The 13,042-nt window shown below is 63.1% G+C and carries 14 protein-coding genes and 1 other RNA gene; 10 read left to right on the top strand and 5 right to left on the bottom strand.

What is annotated here, in order from left to right; genetic code table 11:
- The first annotated feature begins 102 nt into the window (after window positions 1-102).
- The 3 genes from BBX50_RS03155 to BBX50_RS03145 all read left to right on the top strand — a co-directional run bounded on the left by BBX50_RS03155 (window position 103) and on the right by BBX50_RS03145 (window position 2,293).
- Window positions 103-861: a 3-deoxy-manno-octulosonate cytidylyltransferase gene (locus tag BBX50_RS03155; protein WP_065773873.1), complete on the top strand. Its 759-nt coding sequence runs from the start codon at window positions 103-105 to the stop codon at window positions 859-861.
- 22 nt (window positions 862-883) lie between these two features.
- On the top strand, window positions 884-1,738 hold the full coding sequence (locus BBX50_RS03150) for a prephenate dehydratase (protein ID WP_083213522.1): 855 nt from the start codon (window positions 884-886) through the stop codon (window positions 1,736-1,738).
- A 417-nt stretch (window positions 1,739-2,155) separates the two neighbouring features.
- The gene (locus BBX50_RS03145) at window positions 2,156-2,293 is read left to right on the top strand and encodes a DUF1127 domain-containing protein (RefSeq protein WP_064817013.1); all 138 of its coding nucleotides are present in this window, start codon (window positions 2,156-2,158) and stop codon (window positions 2,291-2,293) included.
- A gap of 61 nt (window positions 2,294-2,354) precedes the next feature.
- Here BBX50_RS03145 and BBX50_RS03140 read toward each other — a convergent pair whose 3' ends face one another.
- The 4 genes from BBX50_RS03140 to BBX50_RS03125 form a co-directional block, all read right to left on the bottom strand.
- Window positions 2,355-2,723, bottom strand: coding sequence for a VOC family protein (locus BBX50_RS03140; RefSeq protein WP_065773872.1), 369 nt, complete (start codon window positions 2,721-2,723; stop codon window positions 2,355-2,357).
- Window positions 2,724-2,801: 78 nt separating this feature from the next.
- On the bottom strand, window positions 2,802-3,509 hold the full coding sequence (locus BBX50_RS03135) for a YafY family protein (protein WP_065773871.1): 708 nt from the start codon (window positions 3,507-3,509) through the stop codon (window positions 2,802-2,804).
- A gap of 21 nt (window positions 3,510-3,530) precedes the next feature.
- Window positions 3,531-4,511, bottom strand: coding sequence for an NAD(+) diphosphatase (gene nudC, locus BBX50_RS03130; RefSeq protein ID WP_065773870.1), 981 nt, complete (start codon window positions 4,509-4,511; stop codon window positions 3,531-3,533).
- Between the two features lie 2 nt (window positions 4,512-4,513).
- Window positions 4,514-4,963, bottom strand: a complete 450-nt coding sequence (locus BBX50_RS03125; protein ID WP_065773869.1) for an HIT family protein — start codon at window positions 4,961-4,963, stop codon at window positions 4,514-4,516.
- Window positions 4,964-5,027: 64 nt separating this feature from the next.
- Here BBX50_RS03125 and ffs point away from each other — a divergent pair.
- The 6 genes from ffs to BBX50_RS03095 all read left to right on the top strand — a co-directional run bounded on the left by ffs (window position 5,028) and on the right by BBX50_RS03095 (window position 10,372).
- An RNA gene (gene ffs, locus BBX50_RS03120) (signal recognition particle sRNA small type) lies at window positions 5,028-5,124 on the top strand.
- Between the two features lie 45 nt (window positions 5,125-5,169).
- A complete protein-coding gene (locus BBX50_RS03115) occupies window positions 5,170-7,038 on the top strand; it encodes a DNA polymerase III subunit gamma/tau (RefSeq protein ID WP_065773868.1) in 1,869 nt (622 codons plus the stop codon).
- Between the two features lie 37 nt (window positions 7,039-7,075).
- Window positions 7,076-7,399 carry a YbaB/EbfC family nucleoid-associated protein gene (locus BBX50_RS03110; protein ID WP_065773867.1) on the top strand — a complete coding sequence of 108 codons (324 nt, stop codon included), beginning with the start codon at window positions 7,076-7,078 and terminating at the stop codon, window positions 7,397-7,399.
- A 212-nt stretch (window positions 7,400-7,611) separates the two neighbouring features.
- Window positions 7,612-8,223, top strand: a complete 612-nt coding sequence (locus tag BBX50_RS03105) for a LysE family translocator (protein ID WP_065773866.1) — start codon at window positions 7,612-7,614, stop codon at window positions 8,221-8,223.
- A 75-nt stretch (window positions 8,224-8,298) separates the two neighbouring features.
- Window positions 8,299-8,904 (top strand): recombination mediator RecR, encoded by a 606-nt coding sequence (recR, locus tag BBX50_RS03100; RefSeq protein ID WP_065773865.1) that lies wholly within the window; start codon window positions 8,299-8,301, stop codon window positions 8,902-8,904.
- 196 nt (window positions 8,905-9,100) lie between these two features.
- Window positions 9,101-10,372, top strand: coding sequence for a lytic murein transglycosylase (locus tag BBX50_RS03095; RefSeq protein WP_244513273.1), 1,272 nt, complete (start codon window positions 9,101-9,103; stop codon window positions 10,370-10,372).
- Between the two features lie 109 nt (window positions 10,373-10,481).
- Here BBX50_RS03095 and BBX50_RS03090 read toward each other — a convergent pair whose 3' ends face one another.
- Entirely contained in the window at window positions 10,482-12,116 is a 1,635-nt protein-coding gene (locus tag BBX50_RS03090; protein ID WP_065773863.1) for an MFS transporter, read from the bottom strand.
- A 274-nt stretch (window positions 12,117-12,390) separates the two neighbouring features.
- Here BBX50_RS03090 and rimP point away from each other — a divergent pair, with 274 nt between their 5' ends.
- Complete coding sequence (rimP, locus tag BBX50_RS03085) at window positions 12,391-13,011, top strand: ribosome maturation factor RimP (protein ID WP_065773862.1); 621 nt, start codon at window positions 12,391-12,393, stop codon at window positions 13,009-13,011.
- The last annotated feature ends 31 nt before the right edge of the window (window positions 13,012-13,042 follow it).

Raw genomic sequence — 13,042 nt, 5'->3', positions numbered from 1 at the left:
TCGCGCGGAACCTATGTCTTTTGGCTCTGCGTTGCAACAGTGATTATCGGCCCCTAACTGAGACTTATTGACACTTTCAGCGGGGCTTTTGAAGGCCAGATCATGAATCGCGAAAATTCAGGTAGGGCCATCGTGCTCATCCCGGCACGCATGGCCTCGACACGCCTGCCCGGCAAGCCGCTCGCCGATATTTGCGGCCTGCCGATGATCGTCCAGGTGGCAAAGCGCGCCAGCGAAGCGGAGGTCGGCCGCGTGGTCGTCGCCGTCGACAATCAAGAAGTCCTTGACGTGGTGCGCGACGCCGGCTTCGAAGCGATCATGACCCGCATCGATCATCAGTCCGGCTCCGACCGGATCTACGAGGCGCTGCAGAAGGCCGATCCGGACGGCAGGGCCGAGATCGTCATCAACGTGCAGGGCGATCTGCCGACGGTCGAGCCGGCCTCGATCCGCGCGGCGCTGAACCCGCTCGAAAACGCCGGCACCGACATCGCGACGCTGACGGTGGCGATCACCGAAGAGAGCGAGAAGACCAATCCGAACATCGTCAAGGTCGTCGGTTCGCCCCTTTCCGACACCCGGCTGCGTGCGCTTTACTTTACCCGCGCCACGGCGCCCTATGGCGACGGCCCCCTCTATCACCACATCGGCCTCTATGCCTATCGCCGCAAGGCACTCGAGCGGTTCGTTGCGCTTGCCCCTTCCGTGCTCGAACGCCGCGAATCACTGGAACAGCTGCGGGCGCTCGAAGCGGGCATGCGCATCGATGCCGAGATCGTCGACTCGGTTCCGCTTGGCGTCGACACGCCCGTGGAGCTGGAAAAAGCCCGCCGTATTCTGTCCGCCCGAATTCACCCGTAAAGAACCCGAGAAGGAAGAGAACGTGACCGCTAAGACCAACAGGATTTCCTTCCAGGGCGATTATGGCGCCAATTCCGACATGGCCTGCCGCGACATGTTCCCGTCGATGGAGCCGCTGCCCTGCCAGACCTTCGAGGATGCCTTCGTCGCGGTCGAGAACGGTGACGCCGATCTGGCGATGATCCCGATCGAGAACACGATCGCCGGCCGTGTGGCGGACATCCACCACCTCTTGCCGGAATCGCGGCTGCACATCGTCGGCGAATACTTCATGCCGATCCGTTTTCAGCTGATGGTGCTGCCCGGCGTGACCCGCGACGAGGTTCGCACCGTCCACAGCCACATCCATGCACTCGGCCAGTGCCGCAAGATCGTGCGCGCCAATGGCTGGAAGCCGGTCGTCGCCGGCGATACAGCGGGCGCCGCCAAGCTTGTATCGGAAAAGGGCGACCGCACGATGGCAGCACTCGCCCCGCGGCTCGCCGCCGATCTCTACGGGCTCGAAATCATTGCTGAAAACGTCGAGGACACCGAAAGCAACGTCACGCGTTTCGTCGTGCTTTCACGTGAGGAGGGCCGTGCGTCGCGCGCCGCAGACGACGAGGTGATCATCACCACCTTCGTCTTCAACGTCCGCAACATTCCGGCAGCCCTCTACAAGGCCATGGGCGGTTTTGCCACCAACGGCATCAACATGACGAAGCTCGAGAGCTACCAGCTCGGCGGCAAGTTCGTAGCCACCCAGTTCTATGCCGACATCGAGGGACATCCGGATGATATCGGCGTGCGCCACGCGATGGATGAGTTGCGCTTCTTCTCCGAAAAGGTCCGTATCCTCGGTACCTACAAGGCGCACCCGATGCGCGGCGTGCTCTGAAGCGGGCCCGCCCCGCCAGCATCGGTTCATTCTCAATGACAGCGAGGCTCGCGCCGCGAGCCTCTTCATCCCCTTTGCCAAGGGGAGGAGGGGCGGTGTCGTTTGCCTGTCATGCGGCGCAAAGCGCCTGAATTCTCATCAATGCAAATCCTTAAGGTTGTATTGTCACTGAGTGACAAGCCGCCGCACATGCCAGCCGGCTAATTTAATTTTCGACGTAGGTGATACGGTTTCGACAGACCAGACCGTCAAGTCCCCGTGAGAAACATTGGGGTTCGTCGCTACGCCGAATGAAGAAAGTGGCAAAAATTCGTTAACCGGCTACGCGTCTTGCGCATGCCTAATCTGCAATCGCGGCGGTACTCAAATTTTAGGCAAATGCCTATCTAACGCTCGTTCAAGTATGGAGTGTTAAAGATGAAGATCCGTCAGAAGATCATGGAATATGCGAAGACCCGCCGTGCGATCCGCGAGCTGAACGCTCTCGACGACCATGCACTGAGCGATATCGGTCTGTCCCGTTCGCAGATCCAGGCTGCCGTTTACGGCCGCTAATCCGAGCCATTCGCGCATCCCGCCGCTTTAAGCTTGCGGGATGCGCGCCTCTGCCTTCCCGTCACGAATCGTAAAGGCAGACGCGCAACCGGTGATCATCCGGGTCGAGCGCGACGAAGGTGGGACCGAAATCCATCTCGGTCAACTCCTGTGAGATCGGCAGGCCTTCCGCCTTCCATTTCTCATAATGTGCGCGCACCGCGCCCTCGTCTTCCACCATGAAAGCCAGTTCCGAGCGATGGCCTGATGCCGTCGGCTCCGGCGCGACCGTATGTTCGGCCCAGAGCCCGAGCGTGAAGCCGCCGGGCAGCTCAAAGGATGAGAATGTCTGATACTCGACCGTTGGTTCCTGTTCGAGGATCTTGCGGTAGAATCCGACGCTTGCCAGCGGGTCCTTGACATAGAGTACGATGAGATTTGCCTTGGCCATGTCCTGCCTCCTTGTTGCGGGAGTTGCAGGCTAGGCGCGCGCACTGACAATTTCTGTCAGCATGGACCAGGGCCGGCCTCAGGAGCCGACCGTCTGTCGATTGGACGCGGCCATGTTCTGGCTCGCACGCCAATCCTTCATCAGCACCTGTCGGCGGCGGGGATACCGCGCCTCGGTCACCGTCATCTGCCGCATCCGGTCGGCGCGGAAGTGGCGGAAATCCAGGCGAAGTTCACACCACGCCATGACCATGCGGACATTTTCGAAGAAACCGAGGGCAAAGGGCCAGATGGTTCGCTGCGTCGCGCTGCCGTCATTGTCCACGTAATCGAGTTCGACCTTGCGTTCGTTGCGGATTGCCCGCCTGAGTGCGGCGATATCGATGCCGTTGGTGGCCGGCGGGCTCGGCCCGACGAGCAGGGTCGAACTATCAAGTTCTTCGCGAAGCTCGACGGGTAGCACCGCCGCGATCTTCGCGAGTGCATTCGCCGCAGCGCCGGCGAGATCGTCATCGGTGCGCTTGGAGACCCAGCGTGAGCCGAGCACGAGCGCTTCGATCTCCTCGGCTGAAAACATCATCGGTGGCAGCATGAAGCCCGGCTTCAGCACATAGCCGAGCCCCGGTTCGCCCTCGATATGGGCGCCCTGGGCTTGCAGGCTGGCAATGTCGCGGTAGAGCGTTCGGAGGCTGACGCCGGTCTCTTCTGCAAGCCGCTGGCCGCTCACCGGCTGGCGGTAGCGCCTCAGCACCTGCAGAAGATCGAGCAACCGTTCGGAGCGGGACAAGGCCGGTCTCCTCCAGCGCGCTTACGCCCGCTCGCCCCAGGCGAGCCAGTCGCGCATCAGTTGGTGTGCGATCGCGCCCTTCGGCGGTGGAACATGCTCGTCGCCGGTATCGGCAACGCCGGTCGAGCGTTCGAGCATCGCGATCGTTTCCTCGCGGGTGAACCAGCGCACGTCTTCCAGCTCCTGCTCGTCGCGCTTGATGACCGTCGATTTCGCCTCGGCATAGCAGCCGATCATCAGCGTGTGCGGCATCGGCCAGGGCTGCGAGGCATGATAGCGCACCCGGCCCACATGGATGCCGGACTCCTCGTGCGTTTCGCGGCGCACGGCATTTTCGATCGTCTCGCCCGGCTCGACGAAGCCGGCGAGACACGAATACATGCCCGGCGCAAAATGCGGGCTGCGACCGAGCAGACAAAGGTCGCGCTCAAGGTCGATCGTCATCATGATGACGACCGGATCCGTCCGTGGGAAGACCATATGGCCGCAGGCGGTGCAGACCCGGCGGTAGCCGCCGGCCTTGCCTTCCATCGGGCCTGCGCAGCGGCCGCAAAAGCGGTTGCTGGCATTCCAGGTGATGAGGCTCGAGGCCTGCGCAAACTGGCCGAGCAATTCCTCCGGCAGCATCTGTTGCCGGTAGAGTGTGCGGCCGTCGGCAATCTTGAAGGGTTCGGTGATCGTCTCTTCGGTCAGGCCGGTCGGCACCGCAAGCCGCGGTTCGCCGTTGGGCAGGTAGCCGAGCAGGATGGTCTCGTCGAGAACCGGCTCCAGCCCGTCCAGTTCGTAAGGGGCAAACAACGGGTCGATGATCTTCTCGTCGTGTTTGACGATGAGCTTCGGCCCAGAGAAGGTCAGGAAATGGGCACCCGGGTGCTTGAGCGCCAACTCGACGCAATCGTCCTTGCGGTGCTCGGACTGGCGATCCAGATGGTTTTCGGAAAAGGCGACGAGGGTGCTTGGCTCCGGATGCGGACTACGAAGGTCAAAGATCGATTTCGTCATGTTCAGAGGTTTTCCAGAATGCGCGCTGCGAAGGTCTGATGTTCGTTTTCGTCCCACGGCTCCGACTTGCCGAAACCCCAGACTGGTCCCGGCCAGTTGGGGTCGCCGTCGCTGCGGGCGATGATATGCACATGAAGCTGCCGAACGATATTGCCCAATGCGCCGATGTTGATCTTCTCAGCGCCGGTGACTTTCTTCAAAGCGGTCGCTGCCATGTTGGTTTCGAAGGTCAGCATCGTCTGATCGAGCGGCGAAAGGTCGAAAATCTCGGAGATTCCTTCACGCTGCGGAATGAGCACGAGCCAGGGCCAGCGGCGGTCGTTCATCAGCCGCATCTGGCAAAGCCCGATCGAGGCAATGGGGATGCCGTCGCGTTCGAGCCGCTCGTCGAGGGTGAAGGGCATCAAGCAGGTCTCCTCGGGCACAGGCAACGGATTCGCTTTGTTTTGCATATCGATATCAGTTTTTTGACGGCTTGGCTTGCATTTGCTTTCGATATTGCCGATATGGAAGCCGGGAGGTTGGTGGTGGACGAGCCACTCGCCAACCGGGTCAGGTCCGGAAGGAAGCAGCCCTAACGAGCCCGGCACGGGTCATCGTGCCAGCCTCCCACCTTCTCCGTCCTGTCGGGACACGAGTTCGAACAGCGGCAGGGTCGATGAGCGACGACACGTCCATTTCATCCGTTGAGAAACCAGCCGCCTATCGTGTTCTGGCGCGCAAATACCGCCCCAAGGACTTCTCCGACCTGATGGTCGGACAGGAGCCGATGGTGCGCACGCTCACCAACGCCTTCGAGACCGGCCGCATCGCCCAGGCCTATATGCTGACCGGGGTGCGCGGGGTCGGAAAGACCACCACCGCCCGTATTCTTGCCCGGGCGCTGAACTACAAGACACCAGACGTTGACCGGCCGACGATTGATTTGCGCGTTCCCGGCGAGCATTGCCAGGCGATCATGGATGGCCGCCATGTCGACGTCATCGAGATGGACGCCGCTTCACATACCGGTATCGACGATATCCGCGAGATCATTGAGCAGGTGCGCTACCGTCCGGTATCGGCGCGCTACAAGGTCTACATCATCGACGAAGTGCACATGCTCTCGACCCAGGCCTTCAACGGCCTGTTGAAGACACTCGAAGAGCCGCCGGAGCATGTGAAGTTCATCTTCGCCACCACCGAAATCCGAAAAGTTCCGATCACCGTGCTTTCGCGCTGCCAGCGCTTCGATCTGCGCCGGATCAGCGCGTCTGATCTCGTCGGCCTGTTTTCGACGATCCTCGGCAAGGAAGGCGTCTCCTTCGATCCGGAAGCGCTTGCGATGGTGGCCCGCGCTGCCGAAGGTTCGGCGCGTGACGGCCTGTCGCTGCTCGACCAGGCGATCGCCCATGGCGGCGGGACAGTCGAAGTTGAGACCGTGCGCTCGATGCTGGGTCTCGCCGACCGCGCGCGCATCGTCGATCTCTTCGACCATATCGTCAAAGGCGACGTCGCCGCCGCTCTCAAGGAATTTACCGGGCAATACGAGGCCGGCGCCAATCCGACCGTCGTGCTGACCGATCTGGCCGATTTCACCCATCTCGTCACCCGCATGAAATATGTGCCGGAGGCGGTCAACGATCAGTCTCTGAGCGAGATCGAGCGCACGCGCGGCGCCGTTTTCGCCGACAGCATCGCGGTCACCGCCCTGTCACGCATCTGGCAGATGCTCTTGAAGGGCATTCCGGAGGCTGAAGGGTCGTCGCGCCCGGCGGGCGCTGCCGAAATGGTGCTGATCCGTTTGGCGCATGCCGCACATCTGCCGGCGCCGGAAGAGGCTGCACGGCGCCTGCTGGAACTCTCCGGCAACGAAGGCGGCGGCGCTCGTCCAGCGCCCGGTGGAGGCAATGGCGGCGGCGTACAGGCCTCGGCCCCGGTCTCGATATCGGCACAGGCTTCGCAGGCGATGCCGGTGCAGCGCCCGACGAGCAATGGCGCAACGATGTTGCGCGCCGTGCCGGATGCGGCGCCGCAGCCGGTCACCGTCGGCCGCATCGAAGAACGCCCGATGGCAGCCCCTGCCGCCAGGCCGCAGCCTTCGGTGCCGGTCAATTCGATCGCCGACATCGCTGACCTCTGCGCCAAGAACAAAGACATCAAGCTGAAGACGCTGGTGCGCGGCTTTCTGCGGCTGGTGCGTATCGAGCCCGGTCGTCTCGACGTCAACGTGTCGGACGATGCGCCGAAGACGCTGCTTGGCGAATTGGCGGTCAAACTCAAGGAGTGGACCGGTATCCACTGGATCGTCAGCTTCAGCCGTGAGGCCGGTGAGCCGACGCTGATCGAGGCCGAACAGCGGGCGCAGGAGCAGCGCGTCAACGACGCGCGCCAGGACCCGGATGTCGCCGCCATTCTCGCCCGTTTCCCGGGCGCCAAGATCACCGACGTGCGCATTCGCGCCGTCGAAGAAGAGGTCGAGAGCCAGGCTCCGGCCACAGCCGAATCCGCCGAAGGCGATATCGTCCCCGGCGATGATATCGAATAGCCGATCGACGGGCAGTTAAGCAGAACAGGAGACGACGATGCGCGACATCATGGGGATGATGGGCAAGGTCAAGGAAATGCAGGCCAAGATGGAGAAGATGCAGGCGGAGATCGCCGCACTCGAAGTCGATGGCGCCTCCGGTGGCGGTCTCGTGACCGTTCGCCTCGACGGCAAGGGCAACCTCAAGAGCCTGAAGATCGACCCTTCGCTCTTCAAGGAAGACGACGTCGAGATCCTCGAAGACCTGATCGTCGCCGCTCACAAGGACGCCAAGGACAAGGCCGAAGCCGTTCAGGCGGAAAAGACCCGCGAACTGACCGCCGGCCTGCCGATCCCGCCCGGCATGAAGCTGCCGTTCTGATCCTTTCCTGGGGTCTAAAAAACAGGATGCGGGCCGAACGCCGCCCGCATCTGTTCCTGTTCCGCCTCGGCGGTCAGGACCGCCGGATGACGCGCGAGCGGCGATCTTGCGATCAGCGAGAGAGCGGGCCTCGCCCGAATGCATGGCGATCCGCCGCCGCTACCATCGTCACCGATCCATGTTAGGGTGCAGCCCCAAAGAGGAGGCTGTCCATGACATTCGCATCCCTGCTGGTCTTTGCCGGTGCCTTGCTGGTTGCGGCCGGATCGCCCGGACCGAGCGTCGCAGCACTGGTCGCCCGCGTGCTGGCGAAGGGCGCGCGCGACGTCATGCCTTTCCTGGTGGCACTCTGGATCGGCGAGGCCATCTGGCTCTCGTTTGCGGTCGCCGGCCTTGCCGCCATTGCCGAGAGCTTCCATCTGCTCTTCGTCGCGATCAAATGGCTGGGTGTCGCCTATCTGCTTTATCTCGCCTGGAAAATGTGGACGGCGGAGCCCGACATGCCGGCAGACCAGCTGCCGCAGTCACGCTCGGCCGCGAAACTGTTCTTTGCCGGCATCACGGTCACTCTCGGCAATCCCAAGGTAATGATGTTTTATGTGGCGCTGCTGCCGTCCATCATCGATCTTCGCTCGGTGACGGTCATCGGCTGGATGGAGCTGGTGGCGACGATGCTGGTCGTGCTCGTGATTGTCGATTTCGGCTGGGTGGCGATGGCTTCCAGGGCGCGCACCTTCCTGAAAAGCCGGCGGGCGGTGCGCATCGCCAATCGGGCGAGTGCCGCGACGATTGCCAGTGCCGCCGTGGCGATCGCTACGCGCTGATCACCGTCTCGCCGGATCGCAGGACGGTCCGCGAAGACGATTCCGTTCGGGGCCGATATGGGCTAAAAGCGCCGCATGGCAAAACGAGTCACCGGTCCCGAAATCGAAAAACTCATCCAGCTCCTGGCGAAAGTCCCGGGGCTCGGGCCGCGCTCGGCCCGGCGTGCAGCGCTGCACCTCGTCAAGAAGAAGGACCAGCTGCTGGGCCCTCTCGCCGAGGCGATGGGCGAGGCGCACCGCAAGGTCCGGATCTGCTCCTGCTGCGGCAATGTCGATACGATCGATCCCTGCACCGTCTGCGCCGACGAGCGCCGCGACCAGTCGGTGATCATCGTCGTCGAGGACGTGTCCGACCTGTGGGCGCTGGAACGCGCCGGCGCGATGAACGCAGCTTACCACGTGCTCGGTGGCACGCTCTCGCCGCTTGACGGCGTCGGCCCCGACGACCTCAACATCAAGGGGCTCGTCCAGCGCGTCGCCAATGGCGGCGTCCGCGAACTGATCATCGCCGTCAACGCCACTGTCGAGGGCCAGACAACCGCGCACTACATCACCGACCAGCTCGAGGGCATGGAGGTGAAGATCACGCGGCTTGCCCATGGCGTGCCGGTGGGCGGCGAGCTCGACTATCTCGACGAAGGCACGCTGGCCGCCGCCCTTCGCGCCCGCACGTCGATCTGAAGGGATGCCGATGCGTTTTGTTCGCTCATTGTTAGCCGGTCTTGCGCGAGCGGCCACCCCCCTCTGCCCTGCCGGGGATCTCCCCCCTTGTGGGGGAGATCGATCCTTGGCCGGCCACTCGCTCCAACCGGAGCGTCTGGATCGACGCAACGATTGCGTGGGTGCTCGGAGCGAGCCACTTGTAATCTCCCCCCTTGTGGGGGAGATGCCCGGCAGGGCAGAGGGGGGCAAACGCGCTCTCTTCCTCGCAGCCGTCGCCGCCTTCCTCGCCTTCTCCCTTCCCGCCCACGCCGCCACCAAGGCGGATGTCGAGGCTCAGTTCCGCACCTGGCTTCAAAATGACCTCTGGCCGGAAGCCCAGAAGGCGGGCATTTCCGCCGGCTCGTTCAAGGCGGCTTTCGCCGGTGTGAAGCTGAACTGGGATCTGCCGGATCTGGCGCCGCCCGGCTTCCCGAAGCCGAAGGAGCAGAAGCAGAGCCAGGCGGAGTTTTCTTCGCCCGGCAGCTACTTCTCGGAGAAGCGCCTGCAGGGCCTTGCTGCGACTGGAGGCAGCCTTGCTGCCACCCATGCCTCGACCCTGAAGAAGATCGAACGGACCTATGGTGTGCCGTCCTCGGTCATCGTTGCCATCTGGGGCCGCGAATCCGGCTTCGGCCGCGCCAAGATCCCCTATCCGGTCGTCGATGTGCTGGCGACCAAGGCCTTCATGTCGACACGGCCCGACCTTTTCCGGCGTGAGCTGATCGCGGCGCTGCACATTCTCGACAGCGGCGATGTCGATGAGGCGGCGATGCGCGGCTCCTGGGCGGGCGCCATGGGCCAGCCGCAGTTCATGCCGTCGAGCTTCCTGCAATATGCCGTCGACTTCGACGGCGACGGCCGCCGCGACATCTGGAACTCGGTTCCCGACAGCCTGGCCTCGATCGCCAATTATCTCGTCAAGAAGGGCTGGCAGCGCGGCCGTGACTGGGGTTTCGAAGTGTCGATCCCCGAGGGGGTTTCCTGTGCGCAGGAAGGGCCGGATCTCGCCCGTCCGCTGTCGGATTGGGCGAACAACGGCATCACGCGGATTTCCGGCAAGGCGTTTCCGTCGCATGAGCTTTCGGCGTCGTCGATGATGCTGGTTCCGGCCGGACGGCACGGGCCGGAATTCGTCGTGACGCCGAATTTCTACGTGCTCAAGGAGTACAACAACTCCGACCTTTACGCGCTCTTCATCGGCAACCTCGCCGACCGCATCTCGACAGGCGGGGGTGCCTTCCGCGGTGCCTGGGGCGATGTCGGCAACATGCTGCGTTCGGATGTGCTCAAGATGCAGAAGGCGCTGGTTGCCAAGGGATACGACGTCGGCAAGGTCGACGGCCTTCCCGGCTACAAGACGCGCCGCTCGCTCGGCGACTGGCAGGCCAAGAGCGGCCTTGCTGCCACCTGCTTCCCGGACGCCTCGCTGAAGGCGAAGCTGCGCTAGAAATCCAGTCAAGACGAAGAAGGGCTCCGCGTCGCGAGGCCCCTTCGCCATTCTCGGTCATGTCGGCGGCCAGATCACCTCATTTGCAAGTGGCGTCACTGGCGAGGCGCTAGTGCATGTCGACATCGACCTGGCGCTTGTAGCGCTCGTAGTGGGTTGGCACGATCGTCTGGCGCTCGATCATCCGGTGCACGCGCGGCGGCGTTTTACCGCTGTGCAATGCCGTCAGCCTGTCGCCGACGGCGGCGTCTGCGTGGGTGCGGCGCTGGTTGTGGCGCACATATTCGACCCAGGTCGGCACATGATAGGTTTCGGTCCAGGTGGTCGGGTTCTCAAGGTCGCGCATCAGCGCCCAATGCCCGGCGCCATCGCGGATGCGGATGCGGCGGCGCTCGGCCATGGTGGTCAGGAACTCGGGGATGTCGTCATCGGCGATCTCGTAGTCGATCATGATGACGATCGGACCGCTGCGGGGCTTCAGGTCCAGCTCGAGCGGCGGCTCCATGAAGCGGTTGAGCGGGTCGAGGTTGAGTGAGGTGAACTCCGGCAACGGCAGCCTCAGACCGATTGCGACGCCCGCAAACATCAGGAGACAGGAGCCAATCAGCGCGTTGGCGGCGCCATATTGTTCGGCGGCCGTACCCCAGAGCCAGCTGCCGCCGGCGATGCCGCCGAAGGTCATCGTCTGGTAGAGCGAAAGCGCCCGGCCGACGACCCAGCGCGGCGTAGAAAGCTGCACCGTCGTGTTGAAGAGCGACAGCGCCAGCACCCAGCAGGCGCCGGAGACGAGCAGCGCCAGACAGCTTAAGGAGGCGTAAGCGCTGAAGGCCGTGATCGCGGCGCTCGTGGCAAAGCCGGTAAAGGCGATGCGCACGATCGCTTCGCTCGAGAGCTTCTCTCGCAGGCGGGCGCTGAGCAGTGCCCCGCCGATCGCGCCAAGGCCGAAGGCGCCGAGCATCAGGCCATAGGTCAGCGGGCCGCCCTTGACCAGATCGCGGGCCACAAGCGGCAGCAGCGCGAGGATGGCGCTTGCCGAGAGGCCGAAGAGGAAACCGCGCAATAGCACCTTGCCGATATTGGGCGACATGGCGACATAGCGCAGTCCGGCGGAAATTGCGCGTCCGAGCGTCTCGCGCGGCAGGGGACTGGTCGGCACGTCCCGTCGCCAGCGCACCAGTGCGAAGAGGATCGCGAAGTAGCTGAGTGTATTGGCGAAGAAGGCAGCTGCCGCACCCGCTGCCGCAACAATCGCGCCGCCGATCGCGGGGCCGACGCTGCGGGTGATGTTGAAGCCCATGCTGTTGAGCGCGACTGCCGCCGGCAAGTCGTCGCGCGGGACCATGTCGCCGACGGACGCCTGCCAGGACGGGTTGTTGAGCGCCGTGCCGCAGCCGATGAGGAAGGTGAAAAACAAGAGCAGCCAGGGCGTGATCAGGCCGACATAGGCGCAGAGCGTCAATAGCGCCGAGACCGCCAGCATGAAGGTTTGCGCCACCAGCATGATCCGTCGCCGGTCGAAATTGTCGGCAAGCGCGCCCGAAACCACCGAGAACAGCATGATGGGCAGCGAGGTTGACGCCTGCACCAGCGCCACCATGTTTGCTGAAGGTGAGATCGAGGTCATCAGCCAGGCGGCGCCGACCGATTGGATGAGCCCGCCGAAGTTGGATGCAAGGCTTGCAATCCAGATGGTGCGGAAGATGTCGTGCTTGAAGGGGGCCAGCGGCGAAATACGGGTGGGCACCTCGTCGTCTCTCTTGTCTGTTGATTGTCGGGTTCGAAGCGGAACTCTCCTGTTATAAGCCCGGGACCCTGAAGTGCCACCCGCTGAAACTGACCCTGTTGCCAAAAGATGGCCGGCGGCAAAAGACCTGGCGCATTCGCTGCGGTTGGCCCCATGCCTTGCAATTTGCGGCGATGGGGCGTATATGAGCCTCAAATTCTTGATCGGTAGATGAAGAGTGGGCCCGTCAGGACCCGCTCTTTTTTATTAGCCGGTCCGTTGAGGAGATGATCGTTTGTCCGATACGACAACGGCTGAAAATACAAATGAACCCCGCCTGATCACCGAAACCGGTCTCGATCAGCGTGTCGCCGATATCATCGAGCCCGTTCTCGTGCCGATGGGCTATCGCCTGGTGCGCGTGCGCATGTCCGGCCAGAACGGCCTGACGCTGCAGATCATGGCCGAGCGCAACGACGGCACCATGACCGTCGAGGACTGCGAAGAGATCTCCAAGGCCATTTCGCCGGTACTCGATGTGGAAGATCCGATCGACAAGGCGTATCATCTCGAAGTGTCGTCGCCAGGCATCGACCGCCCCATGGTGCGCAAGTCCGACTTCTTCCGCTGGCAGGGGCACCTGCTGAAGTGCGAGACGTCGGTTCTGGTTGATGGCCGCAAGCGGTTCCGCGGCAAGATCGTTTCCGTTGATGACGACGGTTTCCGGCTTGAGCGCGACCAGCCAGCCTACGGCGAGGAGCCCGTCGTCGTGATCCCGTTCACCACGCTTTCCGAAGCGCGGCTGATCCTGACGGATGACCTGATCCGTGACGCGCTGACGGCCGACAAGAAGGCCAAGGCCGAGCGCGCTGCGAACGAGAATTTCGAAGACGAAGATTCACCTATTGAGGAATAAGCCGGGCGGTGCGTAAAGCCCCCTGCAACCC

It is taken from the genome of Ensifer sp. LC11, assembly GCF_001695835.1.
GTDB lineage: Bacteria > Pseudomonadota > Alphaproteobacteria > Rhizobiales > Rhizobiaceae > Ensifer.
Note: the sequence above shows the minus strand (reverse complement) of the source record. Positions and strands in the feature narration are given on the sequence as shown.